The organism is Arthrobacter sp. GmRoot5-12, from assembly GCF_059739365.1.
Genome location: NZ_AP046056.1, coordinates 4,096,158 through 4,115,011 on the forward strand (window position 1 = coordinate 4,096,158; position 18,854 = coordinate 4,115,011).

General features: G+C 65.7%; 19 protein-coding genes and 1 tRNA gene. 10 read left to right on the forward strand and 10 right to left on the reverse strand.

What is annotated here, in order from left to right:
• Positions 1 to 27 precede the first annotated feature (27 nt).
• Positions 28 to 261, forward strand: coding sequence for a DUF5703 family protein (locus AC6JAM_RS19020; RefSeq protein ID WP_018771130.1), 234 nt, complete (start codon positions 28 to 30; stop codon positions 259 to 261).
• 24 nt (positions 262 to 285) lie between these two features.
• Here AC6JAM_RS19020 and AC6JAM_RS19025 read toward each other — a convergent pair whose 3' ends face one another.
• Both AC6JAM_RS19025 and AC6JAM_RS19030 read right to left on the reverse strand, forming a co-directional pair.
• The gene (locus AC6JAM_RS19025; protein ID WP_497935551.1) at positions 286 to 1,446 is read right to left on the reverse strand and encodes an acyl-CoA dehydrogenase family protein; all 1,161 of its coding nucleotides are present in this window, start codon (positions 1,444 to 1,446) and stop codon (positions 286 to 288) included.
• An 11-nt stretch (positions 1,447 to 1,457) separates the two neighbouring features.
• On the reverse strand, positions 1,458 to 2,762 hold the full coding sequence (locus AC6JAM_RS19030; protein ID WP_377204820.1) for a M20/M25/M40 family metallo-hydrolase: 1,305 nt from the start codon (positions 2,760 to 2,762) through the stop codon (positions 1,458 to 1,460).
• 169 nt (positions 2,763 to 2,931) lie between these two features.
• Here AC6JAM_RS19030 and AC6JAM_RS19035 point away from each other — a divergent pair.
• A tRNA-Leu gene (locus AC6JAM_RS19035) sits at positions 2,932 to 3,014 on the forward strand.
• 427 nt (positions 3,015 to 3,441) lie between these two features.
• Here AC6JAM_RS19035 and AC6JAM_RS19040 read toward each other — a convergent pair.
• A complete protein-coding gene (locus tag AC6JAM_RS19040; protein ID WP_056390337.1) occupies positions 3,442 to 3,903 on the reverse strand; it encodes a GatB/YqeY domain-containing protein in 462 nt (153 codons plus the stop codon).
• A 299-nt stretch (positions 3,904 to 4,202) separates the two neighbouring features.
• Between AC6JAM_RS19040 and AC6JAM_RS19045 the strand changes: the two genes are divergently transcribed.
• A complete protein-coding gene (locus AC6JAM_RS19045; RefSeq protein ID WP_056390822.1) occupies positions 4,203 to 5,801 on the forward strand; it encodes a phospholipase D family protein in 1,599 nt (532 codons plus the stop codon).
• Between the two features lie 49 nt (positions 5,802 to 5,850).
• Positions 5,851 to 6,876: an NADPH:quinone reductase gene (locus AC6JAM_RS19050; protein WP_056390820.1), complete on the forward strand. Its 1,026-nt coding sequence runs from the start codon at positions 5,851 to 5,853 to the stop codon at positions 6,874 to 6,876.
• Positions 6,877 to 6,890: 14 nt separating this feature from the next.
• On the opposite strand, the gene AC6JAM_RS19055 is transcribed toward AC6JAM_RS19050, so the two are convergent.
• The 4 genes from AC6JAM_RS19055 to AC6JAM_RS19070 all read right to left on the reverse strand — a co-directional run bounded on the left by AC6JAM_RS19055 (position 6,891) and on the right by AC6JAM_RS19070 (position 9,644).
• Positions 6,891 to 7,082, reverse strand: a complete 192-nt coding sequence (locus AC6JAM_RS19055; protein WP_018771136.1) for a three-helix bundle dimerization domain-containing protein — start codon at positions 7,080 to 7,082, stop codon at positions 6,891 to 6,893.
• Positions 7,083 to 7,234: 152 nt separating this feature from the next.
• A complete protein-coding gene (locus tag AC6JAM_RS19060; RefSeq protein ID WP_018771137.1) occupies positions 7,235 to 7,459 on the reverse strand; it encodes a hypothetical protein in 225 nt (74 codons plus the stop codon).
• Positions 7,460 to 7,533: 74 nt separating this feature from the next.
• Positions 7,534 to 8,505: a glycosyltransferase family 9 protein gene (locus AC6JAM_RS19065; protein WP_134164741.1), complete on the reverse strand. Its 972-nt coding sequence runs from the start codon at positions 8,503 to 8,505 to the stop codon at positions 7,534 to 7,536.
• On the reverse strand, positions 8,502 to 9,644 hold the full coding sequence (locus tag AC6JAM_RS19070; protein ID WP_134164742.1) for a glycosyltransferase family 9 protein: 1,143 nt from the start codon (positions 9,642 to 9,644) through the stop codon (positions 8,502 to 8,504). The genes AC6JAM_RS19065 and AC6JAM_RS19070 overlap by 4 nt, the downstream gene beginning before the upstream one ends.
• 204 nt (positions 9,645 to 9,848) lie before the next feature.
• Here AC6JAM_RS19070 and AC6JAM_RS19075 point away from each other — a divergent pair, with 204 nt between their 5' ends.
• The 5 genes from AC6JAM_RS19075 to AC6JAM_RS19095 all read left to right on the forward strand — a co-directional run bounded on the left by AC6JAM_RS19075 (position 9,849) and on the right by AC6JAM_RS19095 (position 14,427).
• Positions 9,849 to 10,151, forward strand: a complete 303-nt coding sequence (locus AC6JAM_RS19075; RefSeq protein ID WP_018761323.1) for a DUF4193 domain-containing protein — start codon at positions 9,849 to 9,851, stop codon at positions 10,149 to 10,151.
• A gap of 150 nt (positions 10,152 to 10,301) precedes the next feature.
• A complete protein-coding gene (locus tag AC6JAM_RS19080) occupies positions 10,302 to 11,054 on the forward strand; it encodes a M50 family metallopeptidase (protein ID WP_144599734.1) in 753 nt (250 codons plus the stop codon).
• Positions 11,055 to 11,074: 20 nt separating this feature from the next.
• A complete protein-coding gene (locus AC6JAM_RS19085; protein WP_056390326.1) occupies positions 11,075 to 12,127 on the forward strand; it encodes a glutathione S-transferase family protein in 1,053 nt (350 codons plus the stop codon).
• 44 nt (positions 12,128 to 12,171) lie between these two features.
• The gene (locus tag AC6JAM_RS19090; protein WP_497935554.1) at positions 12,172 to 13,281 is read left to right on the forward strand and encodes a serine hydrolase domain-containing protein; all 1,110 of its coding nucleotides are present in this window, start codon (positions 12,172 to 12,174) and stop codon (positions 13,279 to 13,281) included.
• A gap of 93 nt (positions 13,282 to 13,374) precedes the next feature.
• Positions 13,375 to 14,427 carry an FUSC family protein gene (locus AC6JAM_RS19095; protein WP_018771143.1) on the forward strand — a complete coding sequence of 351 codons (1,053 nt, stop codon included), beginning with the start codon at positions 13,375 to 13,377 and terminating at the stop codon, positions 14,425 to 14,427.
• 24 nt (positions 14,428 to 14,451) lie between these two features.
• Here the strand turns inward: AC6JAM_RS19095 and AC6JAM_RS19100 are convergent, their stop codons facing one another.
• The 3 genes from AC6JAM_RS19100 to AC6JAM_RS19110 are packed head-to-tail and all read right to left on the reverse strand — an operon-like array spanning position 14,452 to position 18,064.
• Positions 14,452 to 15,363 (reverse strand): MaoC family dehydratase, encoded by a 912-nt coding sequence (locus tag AC6JAM_RS19100; RefSeq protein ID WP_018771144.1) that lies wholly within the window; start codon positions 15,361 to 15,363, stop codon positions 14,452 to 14,454.
• Positions 15,360 to 16,700 (reverse strand): 3-oxoacyl-ACP reductase, encoded by a 1,341-nt coding sequence (locus AC6JAM_RS19105; protein ID WP_497935557.1) that lies wholly within the window; start codon positions 16,698 to 16,700, stop codon positions 15,360 to 15,362. Before AC6JAM_RS19105 ends, AC6JAM_RS19100 begins: the two co-directional genes overlap by 4 nt.
• Positions 16,701 to 16,708: 8 nt before the next feature.
• A complete protein-coding gene (locus tag AC6JAM_RS19110) occupies positions 16,709 to 18,064 on the reverse strand; it encodes an acetyl-CoA C-acetyltransferase (protein ID WP_134164745.1) in 1,356 nt (451 codons plus the stop codon).
• A 19-nt stretch (positions 18,065 to 18,083) separates the two neighbouring features.
• On the opposite strand from AC6JAM_RS19110, the gene AC6JAM_RS19115 reads away from it, so the two are divergent.
• Positions 18,084 to 18,854 carry a TetR family transcriptional regulator gene (locus AC6JAM_RS19115; protein ID WP_497935559.1) on the forward strand — a complete coding sequence of 257 codons (771 nt, stop codon included), beginning with the start codon at positions 18,084 to 18,086 and terminating at the stop codon, positions 18,852 to 18,854.

Sequence of the window (18,854 nt, forward strand, 5' to 3'; positions counted from 1 at the left end):
CCGGAAAAGGACGAAAATGGAGAGCAAATGAAGGAACAATTTCTCACCAGCTCGGTCCAGCGGGAACGGGATTATTTGCGGCAGTACGAGTACCTCGTGCTAACCGTCAGCCCTGATGATTCCCTGCCGGAGGCACGCCGCCGCCTGGTGGAACACTCCGAATACGGCAAGTGGGAACTGGAACGCAGCAAGCTGTACGTGGGCGGCGGCAGGCGCTTTTGGCTGCGGCGCCGGGTGATGCAGGTCCAGCGGACCGTTTAGGAGTCGTGTGATCCAGCGGACCGTTTAGTCCTCCAGCGGGCCCAGCCAGGCGTTGGCCACCGTGTTGTGGGCAGACTCGTCGTCGGAGGGGTGGAACATGCCGGCAAGCACGTCGCGGTAGAGCCGTTCCAGTTCCGAACCCCTGAAGTAGCTCGATCCCCCGCTGACGCGGATGGCCAGGTCCACAACGCGCCGCGCCGTTTCGGTGGCATTCACTTTCAGACCCACCAGTTTGGGGAACCACTGGTTCCCGTGGTCGGCCAGGGCATCGACGTCGGCGGTGACAGCCCTGAGCTGTGGGTAGAGGTTGTCCATGGCCATGGCTGCCTCAGCAACTTTCCAGCGGATGTCAGGGTCCTGCGCGTAGCTGCGTCCGCCGTTCTTGAAAGACGTGCGGCGCTTTACAGTTTCTACACCCACGTGCAGCGCCCGTTCGCCCAATCCGGTGTAGACGGCGGCCAGGAGGCTTTCGAAGCACGCGAAAATCGCGAACACCAGCGGGTCGGCGTTGGGACCCACGGGCAGCTTGCGGAAGATCCGGTCCGGCGGAACGGTCGCACCATCAAGGACAGTGGTGGCGGACTGGCTTGCGCGCATGCCCAGGGTGTCCCAGTCGTCCCTGATCCGGTAGCCGGCCGCTTCACGGTTGATGAACCCGTGGACGAGTTCCCCGGAACCGTCCCGGGCTGCGGCGTCCTTTCCGAAAATCCCCAGCCGGGTCCACGCCGGCGAGAGGCTGGTGAAGATCTTGGTCCCGGTGAACGAGTAGCTTCCGTCCGGATAAGGTGTGGCCGCGGTCCGTGAGTCGAAGAGGACTGAGTCGTTGCCGGCCTCCGAATTGCCGAACGCGAAGACCTCGCCCTGCGCCGCCTCCTCGAGCACGAAGGCCAGGGAGTGGTCGCCGCGGGCTGCGAGGACGTGCGCGACGCCGGTCCACACCAGGTGCATATTGACGGCAAGCGCGGTGGCAGGGGCCGCCGTTGCCAGCCTGCGCTGGCACTGCGCTGCCGCCTCGAGCCCAAGCCCCGCGCCGCCGTCGGGCACTGGAATGAAAAGCTTCAGGTACCCTGCAGCCGCAAGCTCCTGCAGGTCCTCGTGGAAGAAGGCGTTGTCCCGGTCGTATCCTGCGGCGCGGCCGCGGATGCGTTCCAGGAGCCCGTCCGGCAGCAGGTCCTCTGGAGTCACGGCAGGTCCCCTCAGTAGTTGGTGAGCAGGGTGTTCAGCACCCGGGCACCGAACTTGAGGGAGTCCGCCGGCACACGTTCGTCCACGCCATGGAACATGCCGGTGAAGTCCAGCTCCTCGGGGAGCATCAGGGGCGCGAAGCCGTAGCCGGTGATGCCCAGGCGGCTGAGCGACTTGTTGTCCGTGCCGCCGGACAGTGTGTAGGGCAGCACTTTTGCACCGGGGTCCTCCTTGTGGAGGGCATCAATCATCGAGTCCACCAGGTTGCCGGCGAACGGGACCTCCAGCGAGACGTCGTTGTGGACGTAGCTGACGTCCACTCCACTGCCGGCAAGCTCGCGCACGATCTCAAGGACCTGCTGCTCCTGGCCCGGCAGCGTACGGCAGTCAACCAGGGCCTCGGCAGACTCGGGGATGACGTTGTGCTTGTAACCACCCTTGAGGAGCGTGGGGTTGGTGGTGTTCTGCAAGGTGGCGCCGACGAACCGGGCCACGGTGCCAAGCTGGTTGAGCAAGAGCTCCGGGTTGTCGGCGTCGAACTCCACGCCGGTGAGTTCGGTCACTCCATCAAGGAACTGGCGGGTGGTGGGCGTGAGTTCAATGGGCCACTTGTATTCGCCGATGCGGGTTACGGCGGCGGCGAGGCGCGTGACAGCGTTGTCCGTGTTGATCTGCGAGCCGTGGCCGGCCCGGCCGTGGGCCACCAGCCGCAGCCACGAGATGCCCTTCTCCGCCGTCTGCAGCAAGTAGGTCCGCTGGCCGCCGATTGTTGCCGAGAAGCCACCCACCTCCGAAATGGCCTCCGTGGCGCCCTCGAAAAGTTCCGGGCGGTTGTCCACGGCATAACGTGCGCCATAGACGCCGCCGGCTTCCTCGTCAGCGAAGAACGCGAAGATGATGTCCCGTTTGGGTTTCCTGCCCTCCCGGGCAAAACCCCGCAGCACAGAAAGAATCATGGCGTCCATGTCCTTCATGTCGACGGCGCCGCGGCCCCAGATCAGGCCATCCTTCAGTTCCGCGCCGAACGGGTCCACAGACCACTGGTCACGCAGGGCGGGGACCACGTCCAGGTGGCCGTGGACCACCAGGGCGCTGGCGGAAGGGTCCTCCCCTGCCATCCTGGTCACGACGTTGGCGCGGCCAGGGGCGGATTCGAAGATCTCCGCCTCCAGGCCCACTTCCTCGATAAGGCCTGCCGCATACTCTGCTGCCGCCCGCTCCCCAAGTCCTGACCCGTCGCCGTAGTTGGAGGTGTCGATCCGGATGAGTTCCTGGCAGATCCGGACAACTTCATCCTCGGGCAGGACGTCAGGCATTGGTGGCTCCTTGGTAGGGAAGGACTGGTTGGCACGAGCTGAATCGCTGCCCTCAGCCTACCTACTTGGCTCGATTCGTTGTTCCCGGAAAGTCATGTTAGAGTTTTTCTCGCTGCTTCGGAGAGGCGCGAAACGCTGAAAAGCGCACACGCTTCCCGGAATACCACCTGCGCGGGTGGCGGAATGGCAGACGCGCTAGCTTGAGGTGCTAGTCCTCGAAAGGGGGTGGGGGTTCAAGTCCCCCTCCGCGCACAAGAGTGGTGAGTAGAGTCACCACCGTAAACACCCTGGTCTTCGGACCGGGGTGTTTTTCTTTGTGCTGATTCCGGGCCGGAGCTTCGGGCCGAAGGCGTTTGCCGCACTGAGCGCGCAGGGGCGTTCCGGAAGTTATAACCGCGGCGGCTACTGCGTGCCAGTCTTGAGCGAAACTTGCGGCCAACGTGGGCTGTCATTTAGGAACGGGTTTTACCGTTAAGGACAAGATCCTGCCGCTGGGGCAGGGTCTTATACATGGGGACAGGGCCGGCGGCCATGGCATCTCTGAGACCGGATGCCGCCCCCCAACCGCCGCCGGCCCATACCCCCTGCAGGACGTCAGGCGCGCGCTGTAACCCAACGCGGCGCCCGATGACTTTCCAGGGACGGCAGGCCGTTCGGGGAAACGCCCAGGGGAATGCCATCACGCCAAACGGGCCTTCACGATCTCGCTGATGGCCTTGCCGTCGAAGCGGCCGCCGATTTTGGGGGTTACTGATTTCATCACTGTGCCCATGGAACGCATCGTCAGTTCGGTTCCGTCCGCCTTCAGGCCGGCGATAACCTCGTCCACTATGGCTTCGGCTTCCTGGCGGGTCAGCGCTTTGGGCAGGTAGGCCTCAATGACCTCAGCCTCGGCGATCTCTGCCTGCGCCCGGTCATCGTGACCGGCCGCCGAATACGTGGCGGCGGTGTCCCGGCGCTTGGCCGCTTCCTTTTGCAGCAGCGCCGTGACCTGCAGGTCGTCGAGCTCGACCGGCGTCTTGCCGGACTTCTCCCGCGTTTCGATTTCGCCCAGGACGTTGCGCACAGTGGTCAGGCCCAGCTTGTTGCCGGCCTTCATGTGGACGATGACATCGCCCTTCAGTTTTTCCTTCAGTGACATGGACCTGACTCATTCCTTCGTTGGTTATGGAGCTGGTTGGTGATTGAGCTGTAGGTACGGCGTGGCTCTTGGAGCGGCCTTATCCCGCCCTGCGCATCGCGCCGGTGCTTGCCGCCGCCGAGTGGACTGCAGCAGGGAGGATCTTGCCCAAGCCTATTCCCGACGTGGCAGTGGAGCGTTGCTGGTTTCAATCTGTCTGGAGCCGTCTGCACGGGGCGGAGGTAAACGCACGGGCGTAGGTTAGTTTGGAAACGCAGTGGCCTGCCCCCGGGCCCCGGAAGGAGCGCCACGTGGACAGCATGGTTGGCAAGTGGTTTCTGAATCAGGCTGAGCGGGGAAACCCTGCCTCCGACGTCCAAGGGGCTGGTACGGAATCCGGCCCCTGGTCTGAAGGAAACCTGGTACGTCCCCTGATTCACGGAGCAACATACTTCTCCAGGCTGCATGAGGAGCTGTCTGCGCTGCAGGCGGGAGACCAGGTATGGTTCACCGACTGGCGTGGCGATGCCGATGAGCAGTTGGAGGCGAACGGTACGACCATTGGCGCGAAGCTCGCCGGGCTGGCCCGGTCCGGCGTGGAGGTACGGGGCCTCGTCTGGAGATCCCATGGTGAGCGCGTGTCGGCCCCTATCAGTGGCCGCTCCAACGAACTTCTCAGCCGGAAGATCAACGACTCCGGCGGGGAGGCACTGTTGGATCAGCGCGTCCGCCTCTTCGGCTCGCACCATCAAAAACTGGTGGTCATCCGCCGGCGTACCGATCCTTCCCTCGATGTGGCGTTCGTGGGGGGACTGGACCTCTCACACAGCCGCCGTGATGACGCCGGCCATGCGGGAGACCCCCAGGCAGTGGAGATGGATTCCCGTTACGGGCAGAGGCCCCCATGGCACGACGCCGCCCTTGAGCTGCGCGGCCCGGTCGTTGCAGATGTGCTGGCCGTATTCGCTGAACGGTGGAACGATCCCCACCCGCTGGACCGGCGGACCCCGTACCGGATGCTGTTGCAGCGCCTGGCCCGGATGCCCAGGCACCCCAAGCCGCTCCCCGAGTCCGCTCCTCCCCCACCTCCGGCAGGCCCGCACGCCGTGCAGCTGCTGCGCACTTACGGCCTGAAGCATCCGCCATTCCCCTTCGCCCCACACGGAGAACGGACCATAGCGAAGGCTTATGCAAAGGCGTTCGCCCAGGCCCGTTCGCTCATCTACATCGAGGACCAGTATCTGTGGTCAACAGAGGTGGCAGCGGGGATCGCAGCCGCCCTGCAACACAACCCCGGGCTGAACGTGATCATCGTGGTTCCCAGGTACCCCGACACTGATGGCTTTCTCAGTGGACCGCCCAAGCGCTTGGGGCAACTGCGCGCCATCGGCATGCTCCGCCGGGCCGCGCCGGACAGGGTGGGCATATTCGACCTGGAAAACAGCCAGGGAACCCCGATTTACGTCCACGCCAAGATCTGCATCATCGACGACACCTGGTTCACCTGCGGATCAGACAACTTCAACCGGCGCTCCTGGACCACTGACAGTGAGCTCACCTGCGCCGTGATGGACGCATCCGCCGACGGCATGCTGCCTGCAGGCTCCGGCACCCTGCCCACCCGGCCACTCGCCACGGAGCTGAGGCTCCAGCTCTGGGCCGAACACCTGGGCCTGGAGCTGGACGACCCACAGCTCCAGGCCACCACCGCAGGACTGGAGCTGTGGAACAGCACCGCCGATGCCCTGGACCAGTGGCACCGGGCCGGCCGCAGTACGCCCCGACCGCCAGGGCAGGTGCGCCACCATGCCACGCAACCCGTCCGGCCACTCCATCGCCTCTGGGCGGATCCGGTCTACCGCTTCATCGTCGATCCGGACGGCCGCCCCCGGGGTCTCCGCGGCACGGACCGCTTCTAGCGGTTAGGTTGGAGCGGTAAGGGATGAGCATCCGGACATGGGAGAAGACGTGAAGGCAATCGTGTACCAGGCAACGGGTCCCTCCTCGGTGCTGCAGCTCCAGGACAGGCCATTGACGGAGCCAGGTCCCGGTGAGGTCCGGGTCCGGCTGGTGGTGTCCGGCGTGAACCCCACGGACTGGAAGTCTCGTACCGGAACGGGTGGCAGGAAACTGGACGTCACCAAGGTTCCCAACCAGGACGGAGCCGGCGTTATCGACCAAGTGGGCGCAGAGGTGGCGGGTTTCAGCCACGGCGACCGTGTCTGGCTCTGGGACGTGGCGTGGGGCAGCAACGAAGGTACGGCGCAGGAGTACGTCGTGGTGCCGGCCCACAAAGTTGTGGCACTTCCCGACGCCGAATCCTTTGACACCGGCGCCTCGCTCGGGATTCCGGCCCTCACGGCCCACCGTGCCCTGACATCGAATGAGGACGGTCCGGCCAGGCTCTCGCCCGGCGCCCTGGCGGGTCGAACCGTGCTGGTCACCGGCGGTGCAGGCGCCGTGGGCCATGCTGCCATCCAGCTGGCGCGGTGGGCCGGTGCTACCGTCATCACAACCGTCAGCGGAGAACGGAAAGCCGAACTCGCCCGCCGCGCAGGCGCCGGGACGGTCATCAACTATCGGAAGGACGACGTCGTCCGCGCCGTTCAGGAGGCAGCGCCCGGTGGGGTGGACATCATCGTGGACGTCAACGCGCCGGCGAACATCGATGCCGACCTGCACGTTCTCAAGACTGGCGGGACCATCTCGATTTACGCGGCCAACCCCGGAGAATCGCTCACGGTTCCGATCCGCGAAAGCATGACCAAGAACGTCCGCTACCAATTCATCCTCACCTACACGGTCACGGACGGGCAGAAAGAGAACGCGGTAGCCGGCGTTGCCGCGGCACTCGCGGCAGGTGCCCTTCGGGTGGGCGAGGAACATGGCCTGCCTCTTACCCGGTTCACCCTTGAGGACACTGCGGCGGCCCACGATGCCGTGGAACAGGGAACCATCGGAAAAGTGCTTATCGACGTCACGCCGGCACCCTGAAAAGCCCCTGGGCCTCACCTGGCCAGGCGGTCCCTGGCAGCATGTTCAACCAGGACCGGTACGAACGCGCGGACCCTGCCTGCATCCAGCAGGCTGTGCTCCTGCTGCACCACATCCTCGATGCGTTCGCGGGGCAGTGCGGGAAACCTTGCCGCAAGCCGGTCCACCACGTCAGTCAGTGCCCGCAACTCTTCGCTTACTCCCATCGGGAAAGTGTCAGGGTTCCGAAGAAGCCCGTCAAGACTTGACTGGCAGGCAGCAGCGCAACACCGTCAACGGACGACGGCGGGCGCCAGGCCCGGTGCGGTATGCCGGCCGGGTGCTCCACGCCGATGCACCCGGGCACGTCCCGCCGTCGTCAATGCGGGTGCAGCCTACGCGAGTGCCGGTCCCGTCCTTGGGGATGGGAACCCGCTGCGACGGGGCGATACTCGATCCGCCGCTTCTCCGTCCGGAGGTCGCGCCGTTCCTGCCGGCGCGCCTTCCTTTCGGGCCGGTCAATGGCAGACAGGATGGTCAGCGCCACGATGACCCACAACAACGCCGTCCCCAACACCAAGGCAATTTCCAGCTCAGTGCTCATGCCCACAATTTTAGGCCCCCGGGACCCAAGCCGACCCCTGCAGACCCACACTATGAGGCGCAAATCCGCAGCGCTTACAGCAGGCCCAGCCCCCTGACCGCAGCCATGACGTCGGGCACCTGGATTGCCAGCAGCGCGGGGTCCGGCTGCGCCGCGAACGTGTCCCCGCGCCGCAGCTCCGTGCGGGTCAGGACCACATGGGGCCCCGGGGGCGGACCCCAGATTTCGGGTGGGGCCGGACCAAAAAGCACCACGGAAGGAGTGCCGTAAGCGGATGCCAGGTGGGCGGCGCCCGTGTCGGCGGAAACCACCAGGCGTGCGGCGGCGATGGTGGCCGCGAACTCTCCGAGGCCCAGGACGCCGGCCAAGACGGTGGTCCCCGGGAGCCCCGCAAGGCGGCACACTTCGTCAGCGCGTTCCCTCTCCCCTGCGCCGCCGGTGAAAACCACCTGGTGGCCGGCTTCCGCGAGGGCCGCTGCCACCGCCGCGAAGCGGTCCGCCGGCCACAGCCTGCTGCCATAGGCGGCCCCGACATGCAGGACTGTCGCACCGGGGACGGGGCTGGGGACGTGCGGCGTATTCAGCTTTACGTCCAGTGGATCCGCGTCGATGCCATGCCACTCCAGGAGCTTTACCCAGCGTTCGCGTTCGTGCAGTTCCGGCCGCCACGGCGGGCCGTCCCGGTGGGCGCTTCGGTGGCCAACCGTATGCCTGGCTTTCAGCGCCTCAATCCTTCCCTGGCTCTCCGGGCCGCTGCCGTGCAGGTTGACGGCAACGTCCACTACGCCGGGTTCCATCGCCAGCGGCTCGTCCAGCCCATGCGTAGGGAACAGCTCATAACCGCCCACCAGCCCCAAAGCTTCTGCCAGCCATCCCTGCGCCGCATAGCGCAGCCGGTGTTCGGGAAACGCCCGCCGGATACCCTTCAGGGCAGGTACGGCCACCAGCAGGTCGCCAAGCTTCAGGGCGCGCAGGACCAGTAATTCCGGTTTGCCGTCAGCGGGAAGCGGATCGGTGGCAACGCCCGCCGTCCCGGTGCCGCTCATGCGTCCTGCTTTGCGTAGGCCGTGGCGGTGAGGCTGCGGACATCCTCGTACACCTCCGGCACCCCGATGCCCGCTACCGCAGAATCGTCATGGGCGCAGCGGGGTGCCGTCCAGCCAACCTGGGTCACGTCTATCCCGCACGTGGGGCATGCTGTCACCCAGGAGGCATGCACGCGGTGCAGGCTCCTGCCCAGCGCTCCGGCGTTGATCACGTTCCCGGCCCAAAAGATGCCGACCGTGGGGACGCCCAGGGCCTGGGCAAGGTGCCGTGGACCGCTGTCGTTTGCCACCACAACGCCGGCTTCCGCCAGCAGGGCCACAAGCCCTGCCATGTCCAGTGCGCCGGCTGCGGAATCGACGGCCGCCGATCCGGCCCGGGCCGCGATCGCCTCCGCGAGGTCCTGCTCGCTGCTGTCACCGATAATGACCACCCGCGAGCCGTCCGCTGCGCAGGCAGCGGCAAGTTCGGCGAACTTGTCAGCAGGCCAACGACGGCGGGGGTCGGTGGCGCCGGGATGGATCACCACCAGCGGCTGGCCGGCGGCGCCGTCTAGGGCTTCGTGTGCGGCTCCCCCGCCGGCGGGCGCCAGCCGGGCTTCGAGATCGACCGGGAAGGCACCAGCGAACCCGGCCACTTCCAAAGCCCTGAGCGGTTCGTGCTGGTAGTAAAGGTAGGGGACGGTGCGCTCGAGGCTGGCTGCATCGGCAGTCCGGGTCCCGACGGTATGACGGGCGCCGAGCCTTAGCAGGAAGGGGTTTGAATAGCGGCCGCCGCCATGAAGCTGGACAGCCAGGTCGAAGGTGCGGCCCCGCATGTCGGCAAAGAAACGGTCCAGTTCAGCTGCCTCTTCCTGCCCAGGCCTGACTCCTTCGGCGAAAGGCAGGACCACCACCTCATCCACGGGGCTTTTCACCGCCTCCAGCAGCGCCTTGTGGATTGGTGTTCCCAGCAGCGTGATGGTTGATCCCGGATAAGCCACCTTCAGTGCTGCCATGGCCGGGATGGCGAAAATCAGGTCGCCCAATCCTCCGCCGCGCAGGATGACAATCCTGGACACGTCAGTGAACTTCTCCAGCACAGGACCGACGCCCACGCCGATTTGTCCTGCACCGCCGAACTCTGCGGTGAGTTGTTCCACACACTGCCCCTTCCGTCATGCAGGGGGACCAGTACCCTGTCCCCCCACTGCCCACGCGGCCGCAATGCGCTCCTGGAACGTGCGGCTGCTCCTTAGGACCTTTACCCAATAGGCGGCAGATTCACGCTCACTGTTGGGGAATACCCTCCCGATGCTGTACGTTTCATACCCGACAGCCAATCAAAGAAAAGAGAAGCACCTAAAGTGGCAACCGATTACGATGAACTGCGTTCCGACGTCAAGGAATCGCAGGACAACTCACTCGAGCAGCTCCAGTCAGCAAATGCTCCCGACGCCCGCAGTGTTGTGCAGGAGTTGGACGAGGCTGACGGACTGGACGGCGCCGGCGTCCCTGGCGGCGAATTCGTCGCTGAGGAGCTCGTAGTCCAGGTCATCCCGCAGGCTGAGGATGAGTTCACCTGCTATTCCTGCTTCCTGGTCCGCCACCGGTCCCAGATCGCCCGTCAAAAAGACGGCCACAGCTACTGCACTGAGTGCGAAGGCTAGTCGGGAACCTTTCGGGCAGCGATTCGCACTTCCCACCAACGCCGAAGGCACGCCGCAACGGGCGTGCCTTTCGACTTTAAGCCTTCGCCCAGCTGGGGTGCGTAGCGTTGGAGTAGGACATTTACGACGCCAACCGGCAGCCAGGAGGCAATGTTGGACAGCTCCGCGAGCTTGTGGAACACCTTCAGTGCGGCGTTCGCGCAGGCAAACGTACCCAACGTCACCTGGATCGAGATGCTGTTGTCCGTGGCGGCAGCCATCGGTCTGTCCATACCCCGCCGCAGCTGGCGCTACTTCGGGCTCCTCGCTACCACCACCCATGAGCTGGGTCACGCGTTCGCGGCCTTGACGTCCGGTCAGCGGCTGTCGGGAATCCGCCTCAGGCTTGACCATTCCGGAACCACCACCACTTACAGCAGGAGCCGGCTTGCAGCAGCATGGTCCTGCTTCTGGGGATATCCGGTACCGGCTATGGTCGGTGCCGCTTTCGTCTGCTGCGGCCTTGGCGGGTGGGGCCCGGCTGCCATGGCCGTGAGCCTGTTGGTCCTGGCCGCGTCGCTGATCTTCCTCCGCAACCTTGCCGGTTTCATCATCACTGCCGCCGCCATCGCCGGCGCGGCTGCCCTTACCTTCCTTGCACCGGCGCCAGTCGTGGGGCATGTGGCCGTCATCTTCGGTCTTGCACTCCTGGTGGCTGCTGTCCGTGACCTGCTCAAACTCACGAACGTCCACATCCGGCGTCGCGGAAGCCTTGGCAGCTCCGACGCCTACCTTCTGTACCGCGCCACCTCCGTCCCCTCCGGAGTCTGGATTGCTTTGTTCACCCTCCTGGTTGCCGGAGCGTGGCTGGTTGCCTGGCAGCCCGTCTCGGCGATCCTCGCGGAAGGTGCCTGGAACGGATAGCCGGCGCATAGGCTTGTGGCATGAGCCAGGAAACGCACAGCACCCGTGGAGCCTATGTGACCGGCGGCACGGAGTTCACCCGGGACACCAATTACATCGAGGACCGGATCACCAGGGATGCCTCCCCCGGCAGCAAGGGCGAACCGGGGTGGCCGGTGGAAGCCGGGCGCTACCGCCTCATCGCCGCCCGTGCCTGCCCGTGGGCAAACCGCACCGTCATTGTCCGCAGGCTGCTGGGCCTGGAAGAAGCGATTTCCCTGGGCCAGCCCGGCCCTACCCACGACGCTCGCTCCTGGACGTTCGACCTGGATCCCGGCGGAGTGGACCCCGTCCTCGGCATAGAGCGCCTCCAGGAGGCCTACTTCAAACGGTTCCCCGGCTATCCGCGGGGAATTACCGTACCTGCCATCGTGGATGTACGCAGCGGTGAAGTCGTGACCAACAACTTCCCCCAGATCACCCTCGACTTCTCGACCGAGTGGACGGAGTTCCACCGGGCAGGTGCGCCGCTGCTCTACCCTGGACACCTCCGCGACGAAATCGACCAGGTAAACAAGCGCGTCTTCACGGAAGTCAACAACGGCGTCTACCGCTGCGGTTTCGCCGGTTCCCAGGAAGCCTATGACTCGGCATACGACCGGCTGTGGACTGCGCTGGACTGGCTTGAAGACCGCCTGTCCCGGCAGCGCTATCTGGTGGGCGACACCATCACCGAGGCGGATGTGCGCCTGTTCACCACGCTTGCCAGGTTCGACCCCGTGTACCACGGCCACTTCAAGTGCAACCGGCAGAAACTCAGTGAGATGCCGCATCTGTGGGGCTATGCACGGGACCTGTTCCAGACGCCGGGTTTCGGGGACACTATCGACTTTGTGCAGATCAAGCAGCACTACTACATCGTGCACGAGGACATTAATCCCACGGGCATTGTTCCGGCCGGTCCGGACCTGGGCGGTTGGCTGCAGGACCACGGCAGGGAATCGCTGGGGGGCCGGCCGTTTGGAGACGGCACGCCGCCCGGGCCGGTCCGGCCAGGCGAAGAGGTTGCGCCGGGACACGGCGCGTTGCGCTAAACAAACCTCGGCCAGGAAATCGCTTTCCTGCCTACACTGAGGGCATGCAGACATCTCTTGGTTCCGTGGCGCCAGGGTACGAAAACGTCCTGGCCCTGTTTGAGTCGTTCCTCGCTGAGGACTCCCGGTACAGCGCACAACTCGCCTGCTACCACAACGGGATGCCGGTGGTGCGCCTCACGGGCGGCCCCGACATGGCTTCGGAAACCGTGACCGGGGCCTATTCCTGCTCCAAGGGCGTTGCCGCCATGGTCATCGCCCTGATGGTCCAGGATGGCGTCCTTGACCTGGACAAGGCAATGGTCCATTACTGGCCGGAATTCGGTGGCCACGGAAAGGACAGGCTGCTGGTCCGGGAAGCGCTGTCGCATCAGGCAGGACTGATGGGCGTTGAGGGCGGATTCCGCCTGGATGAATTCACCACGTCCGCGGCCGCGGCGCGCCTTGCCGCTGCCGCTCCCGCCTGGGAGCCCGGGCGGCAGTTCGGCTACCACGCCCTGACCATCGGAATCCTTATGGAGGAGTTGTGCCGCCGCGTCGCGGGCGAGTCGCTGCAGGCCATGTACGACCGCAGGATCCGGCAACCGCAGGACGTGGATTTCTTCCTGGGGCTCCCGGAGGAGCTGGAGCCACGGTACAGGGACGTCCTCTATGAAGAAGATCCCGGCCAGGGCTGGGTTGATCCACTCAGCCTCGAAGGCATGAACGGCAATGCGCCGGTCAGCACCGTCATGGAACTGCCGAACATCCGCGCCGTCCGGGCGGCCGGAATGTCCGCCGCCGGCGGTGTGGGCTCCGCTGAGGGCCTGGCGCGGTTGTACGCCGCTGCGACCACAGGCGTCGACGGGGACAAACCGTTCCTGGCGGCCCGGACGGTGGAGGCCATGACCCGGGAACAGGTGTGGGGCCTGGACCGCTCTTCCGGCCTGGACAACGCGTTTGCGGTCGTCTTCATGAAGCCCCACCCTTCCCGGAACTTTGGCAGCCACCGGGCCTTTGGACACGAGGGCGCCAACGCGGCGCTCGGTTTTGCGGATCCGGCCTACGGGCTTGGCTTTGGCTACATTCCACGCCGCCAGGAGGAGGGCCGGACGCCGGGAAGGGCGCATCGCCTGGCCGCCGAAGTGCGGCGTTCCGCAGCCGGCTTGTCCTGACGGGCGCCCGGCCCTACTGTGGTCCGGATGGGCAACACTCAAGCACGACCGGATGCACGGTGGGCTCGGGGGACCCAACTTCTCAAACAATCGGTGGCGGGGCTCTCCGCTGCCTTTGCGGCGCAGCGCCTGCAGTTGGCTGCCAAAGCCGCGCTTGCCGCGGGCCTGGCGTTCGCCATCGCTCCGCTAATGCCGGGCGCGGCCTCGCACTATGCGTACTATGCGCCGCTGGGGGCCCTGGTGGCCATGTACCACAACGTCGCGGGCTCAGTGAAGCAGGGGGCGCAGGCCCTCGCCGGGCTGGCAATGGGAATCGGCCTTGCTTTCATTCTGGTCAGCCTTGCCCAACCCTCCCCGTTGACGGTGGCCCTGTTCATGGGAGTCGGCGTGCTCCTGGGCGGCTTGCCGGGTATCGGTTCGGGCCGTGACTGGATTCCGACGGCGGCCCTGCTGGTCCTGCTGGTGGGCGGAAGCAACGCGGACGATTTCTCCTTTGGCTACCTGGTCCAGATGGGTGCGGGCGTGGGCGTGGGGATCGCAGTCAATTTTCTGATCTTCCCGCCGCTGCACTTTGATGCAGCGGCTTCAAGCCTCGATGATCTTCGCCTCGCCCTTGGGCGGCAACTTACGGACATGGGGGCGGCGATTACCGAGAAGTGGCCTCCGGAGCACGAGGACTGGGCGCGCCGGTCGGACGAACTGGCCGAAGCAGCTCGATCGGTGCGGCATCTGGTCAAGGAAGCCGATGCCAGCCGCCGCGCCAACCCCAGGCGGAAGCTGCACCCCAGGGACGTGGACAGGGACTACCGCGACCTGCGGGAACTGGAGCGGGTCACTTTCCACATCCAGGACATGACGGACGTGCTCTCGGACGTCATCTGGGAAAGCGACGCCCCCTACGATATCCCCCTGCAGGACAGTGAACCGCTTGCTGCCGCCATCACGGCCACCGGAGAGCTGCTGGCGTCCTACAGCGAAGCTGACGAACAGACCCAGAAACACCGCTTCGCCGCCGCGAAAGAGGCGGTGGACGCCTGCATGGCGGCCGCTGCAGGCAGGGAGGCAACCCAAGGCACCGTCCCTGCCTCCGAATCGGTCCTCCTCAGCCTCCACCGGATCCTGCGGGCAGTCCGCCCGCAGGACTAGTCCTGGCGCCGGGAACCGGGCTGGCTAGAGCGCGGCAACCGTCCCGCTGAAATGGCGGCGCCCGGAGCGGGGACTCCAGGCGACAAAGCGCGAGTGTTTCCATGCCCCTGATCCGCTTTGTTCGGTGGCGATTTCCAGGGCAACCCGGGAGGGCAGGAACACCGGAGCCTCGAACTCCACGTCCCACGTGAAGGAGTCACCGCGGGCAGGGCCGACATCTGCGAGCGCACGCGAGGCCAAGTACATCCCGTGTGCTATCGAACGCCGCATGCCCAGCGCTTTTGCCGACAGCACGCTCAGGTGGATCGGGTTGAAATCCCCGGATACCGCGGCGTAGGCCCGCCCCGTGTCAACGCCCAGGTGCCACAGGGCCGTCGGGTCCGGCGGCGTGAAATCGGCCTTCGGTGGCAGCGCAGTAGGTTTGTCGATTCCGGGCAGGAACACTCCCTTGGCCAGGTAAGTGGAGACGCCCCGCCAATGCACATCCGGCGAGCCGGCAGGGCGCACTTCCGCTACCACGTCCACCTGCGTGCCGGAACGGTGCCCACGGAGGTTTTGCACCCAAGCGGTCATGTCCAGAACGTCCGTGAAGACCAATGGGGACCTTTGTTCGACGCTGTTGTGCAGGTGGATCATGCCCAGCAGGGGCAGCGGGAAGTCGTCGCGGTTAAGGACGCTCATGGCCAGCGGGAATGCGATCGCGTGGATGAAACCGGCAGGCAGGACATCGCTTGCCGTCTCACCGATCAGGTGCTGGTAGGCCGTGAGGTTTTCCACCCCCACCACCACCCCCCTGACTTCATGGCTCTCGGCCGGGAGGACGGCGGAGTCATGTGTGCCCAGGAGCCTGCGCCGTGCCGCCTGGGCGGCGGCGTTGACGTAGAGCTTGGACAAGGACGGCATCTCGGCCAGGATCACCGGCTGTGCGAGCGTCATGCCCCCACCAGGTTTTGCCCGCACACCCGCAGCACCTCCCCGTTGATTCCGCCTGCGGCGTCGCTGGCGAGGAACGCTATGGTCTCGGCGACGTCGGAGGGCAGGCCGCCCTGCTGGAGTGAGTTCAACCGTCGTGCCACTTCACGGACGGCGAAGGGGATGCGCGCGGTCATGTCGGTTTCGATGAATCCGGGTGCCACCGCATTGATGGTGCCGTTCCGGGACGCGAGCAGCGGGGCGCTGGCACGGACCATTCCCACAACTCCCCCCTTGGATGCGGCGTAGTTGGTTTGTCCCCGGTTCCCGGCGATGCCGCTGGTGGAGGCAACAGAAACGATACGCGGCGAAGACCGGAAGTGTTCTGAGGCCAGCAGGGCCTCGTTGATCCGGAGTTGGGCGGCGATATTGATGTTGATGACCTGGTTCCACCGCGCCTGGTCCATGTTGGCCAGCAGCTTGTCCCGCGTAACCCCGGCATTGTGCACCACGATGTCCAGACGTCCGTACCGCTGTATGGCGTGGTCGATGATCCGCCGGCCCGCGTCCGCTGCGGTGATGTCGAGCTGCAATGCCGTCGCGCGTACCTCATTGGCTACGGCCGCCAGCTGGTCTCCCGCTGCCGGAATGTCCACCAGGACCAGCGTGGCACCATCGCGGTGCAGCGTCCGGGCAATCTGCGCGCCGATGCCGCGGGCTGCGCCGGTAACTACTGCCACTTTTCCGGCAAGTGGCTTTTCCGGGTCGGCGGGCAGCGCGCCGTCCTCCGTTGAAACCGTGAGGAACTGTCCGTCCACGAACGCTGAACGGCCGGAGAGGAAGAACGTGATGGCACCGAGCGTGCTGGGGCTGGTGGAAGTGGTGCCATCAGCGAGGAGCACACCATTTCCGGTTGCTCCCGCACGCAGTTCCTTGGCAAGGGATCGCAGGAAGCCATCCACCCCCTGGCGTGCTGCTGCAGCGTCGGGAGTGGCAGCTTCCGCCGCCGGGCGGGACAAGGTGATGATCCGGCCCCCGGCCCGCAGGTCGCGGAGGGAACCCGCGGCCGCCAACACAGGCTTTTCCAGGTCCGCCGGGTGCCCGAGCTCATCGAGGACCAGGATGATGGCACCCAGTTTTTCGGCCGGAACGGCGTGCCGCCTGACATCGAGGTCCCAGGACAGCAGCTCGGCGGCAAGTTTGTCCGCGCCGGGGGTGTCGCCCAGGACAACGACAGGCCCGGTCACCAGGGGCTGCCCCGGCTCGTAGCGGCGCAGGACAGCGGGCTGCGGAAGGCCGAGTTTCTTTGCGAGGTTGCGGCCTACGCCGCTGTTGACCAGTTGTGCGTATGTGTCAGCCATGCCGTCCCCTACAGAGATTCCAGGATCGCGACGACGCCCTGGCCGCCGGCTGCGCAGACGGACACCAGGCCGCGCGAAGGACGACCTGTGGACGCCGACTTGGCGTGGAGCATCTTGGCGAGCGTGCCGACAATGCGGCCGCCGGTCGCCGCAAACGGGTGGCCCGCTGCCAGCGAGGACCCGTTGACGTTCAGGCGCGAGCGGTCGATGCTGCCAAGAGCACCGTCCAGGCCGAGGCGGGTACGGCCGAATTCCTCGTCCTCCCACGCGGCCAGGGTGCTGAGGACAGTGGCGGCGAATGCTTCGTGGATTTCGAAGTAGTCGAAGTCCGCCAGCGTAAGGCCTTGGCGGGCAAGGAGCCTGGGCACAGCGAACACGGGGGCCATCAGCAGCCCGTCCTTGCCGTGGACAAAGTCCACGGCCGCAGCTTCAGCGTCCACCACTGCTGCCAGCTTCGGCAGGTCGCGGGCATCTGCCCACTCGTCGGACGCCAGCAGCACTGTGGAGGCACCATCGGTCAGTGGGGTCGAGTTTCCTGCCGTCATGGTTGCATCTGCCCCGAGGTTCCGGCCAAACACCGGCTTCAGGGACGCAAGCTTTTCCAGCGATGTATCGGCCCGCAGGTTGGCGTCCCGCGTCAGTCCGCGGTAGGGGGTCATGAGGTCATCGAAGAAGCCGGACTCGTAGGCGGCAGCCAGATTGTGGTGGCTGTTCAGCGCCAGTTCGTCCTGGGCTTCGCGGGAGATCTTCCATTGTGCCGTTGTGAGGGCCTGGTGTTCACCCATGCTCAGGCCGGTGCGGGGTTCTGCCGTGCCCGGGGCCAGCGGTGCCAGGTCCTTGGGCCGGAGGCGGCTCAGGATCTGCAGGCGCTGGGGAAGTGTCTTGGCGCGGTGAAGGTCCAGGATGACCTCGCGCAGCCCTTCGCTGACTACCACCGGCGCGTCGGAGGCTGAGTCCACGCCACCGGCAATGGCCGAGTCGATCTGCCCGAGCTTGATCTTGTTCGCCAGGCCCACCACCGTTTCAAGTCCCGTGGCGCAGGCCTGCTGGAGATCGTAGACCGGGGTCTCGGCGGAAAGTGCCGAGCCCAGCACGGCCTCCCGGGTGAGGTTGAAATCCCTGGAGTGCTTGAGCACGGCGCCGGCGGCCACCTGGCCCATCCGTTCGTCCTGGAGCCCAAAGCGTGCGATCAGTCCGTCCAGGGCAGCTGTAAGCATGTCCTGGTTGGAGGATTTTGCATAAGCGCCGCCGGCACGGGCGAACGGGATCCGGTTGGCCCCTACGATCACTGCCCTCCTGGTTGCCGGGACCCCGGCCGCGATTGATCCGTCGGGTGTGGGGGTGGACTGTCCGTCTGTGGACATGGATGGCTCCTCTGGTCACATGTGGTTACCGATACCCAGCGTACCTGATACTCTGGGTATCGTGAACTTTCAGGACACGCGCTTTCCAGCGACGGTTGAGCTGCCGTCTTCCGCCAGCTCTGACGGCCGTTCGGCGCGCTGGCAGAGCCACCGGGAGGAACGGCGCCGCGAACTCATCAAGCAGGCCCGCCGCGCTGTGCACGCACTGGGCAGCGACGCCTCCATGGAGGACATTGCAACGGCGGCAGGAACCTCGAAGTCGGTCTTTTACCGGTATTTCGGGGACAAGGCCGGACTGCAGCAGGCCGTGGGCGAAGTGGTCCTCAGCCAGATGCAGTACCGCATCCAGGAAGCAGCGCAAAGCGCTGTGACCCCCCGGGAAGGTTTACTGGCCATGGTCTCGGCCTACCTGCAAATGGCGGACACCAGTCCCAACGTGTACACGTTCGTCACGAGCTATGCTTCCGGCGACCCCGCCAACCCGCCGCACCCGTCGGCGGCAGGCGGCCCGCTGGGCCACTTCTTTGACGCAATTGCGGACATGATCGCCACCCCCATGCGGTCGCACCTGGGCGACGACAGGGAAACCGTCATCGGCTACTGGCCCAAGGCGGCAATCGGCCTGGTGCGGAACGCCGGCGAACAATGGCTCAGCACTCCAGACTCCCCCTCCAAACCAAGCCAGGAGGCCATGGCGCGCCAGATCACCGCCTGGCTGTGCGTGGGCATAGCCCCCGAACTCACTCCCGCCCCACCGACCACCAAGTTATCCGCCAAAGAAGGACTGTGA

Bases quoted from the DNA above. Each gene is read 5' to 3' on its own strand.
- AC6JAM_RS19020 (WP_018771130.1), top strand. From the start codon at position 28: ATGAAGGAACAATTTCTCACCAGCTCGGTCCAGCGGGAACGGGATTAT.
- AC6JAM_RS19030 (WP_377204820.1), bottom strand. From the start codon at position 2,762: ATGCCTGACGTCCTGCCCGAGGATGAAGTTGTCCGGATCTGCCAGGAA.
- AC6JAM_RS19040 (WP_056390337.1), bottom strand. From the start codon at position 3,903: ATGTCACTGAAGGAAAAACTGAAGGGCGATGTCATCGTCCACATGAAG.
- AC6JAM_RS19045 (WP_056390822.1), top strand. From the start codon at position 4,203: ATGGTTGGCAAGTGGTTTCTGAATCAGGCTGAGCGGGGAAACCCTGCC.
- AC6JAM_RS19055 (WP_018771136.1), bottom strand. From the start codon at position 7,082: ATGGGAGTAAGCGAAGAGTTGCGGGCACTGACTGACGTGGTGGACCGG.
- AC6JAM_RS19060 (WP_018771137.1), bottom strand. From the start codon at position 7,459: ATGAGCACTGAGCTGGAAATTGCCTTGGTGTTGGGGACGGCGTTGTTG.
- AC6JAM_RS19065 (WP_134164741.1), bottom strand. From the start codon at position 8,505: ATGAGCGGCACCGGGACGGCGGGCGTTGCCACCGATCCGCTTCCCGCT.
- AC6JAM_RS19080 (WP_144599734.1), top strand. From the start codon at position 10,302: ATGTTGGACAGCTCCGCGAGCTTGTGGAACACCTTCAGTGCGGCGTTC.
- AC6JAM_RS19085 (WP_056390326.1), top strand. From the start codon at position 11,075: ATGAGCCAGGAAACGCACAGCACCCGTGGAGCCTATGTGACCGGCGGC.
- AC6JAM_RS19090 (WP_497935554.1), top strand. From the start codon at position 12,172: ATGCAGACATCTCTTGGTTCCGTGGCGCCAGGGTACGAAAACGTCCTG.
- AC6JAM_RS19100 (WP_018771144.1), bottom strand. From the start codon at position 15,363: ATGACGCTCGCACAGCCGGTGATCCTGGCCGAGATGCCGTCCTTGTCC.
- AC6JAM_RS19105 (WP_497935557.1), bottom strand. From the start codon at position 16,700: ATGGCTGACACATACGCACAACTGGTCAACAGCGGCGTAGGCCGCAAC.
- AC6JAM_RS19110 (WP_134164745.1), bottom strand. From the start codon at position 18,064: ATGTCCACAGACGGACAGTCCACCCCCACACCCGACGGATCAATCGCG.
- AC6JAM_RS19115 (WP_497935559.1), top strand. From the start codon at position 18,084: ATGTGGTTACCGATACCCAGCGTACCTGATACTCTGGGTATCGTGAAC.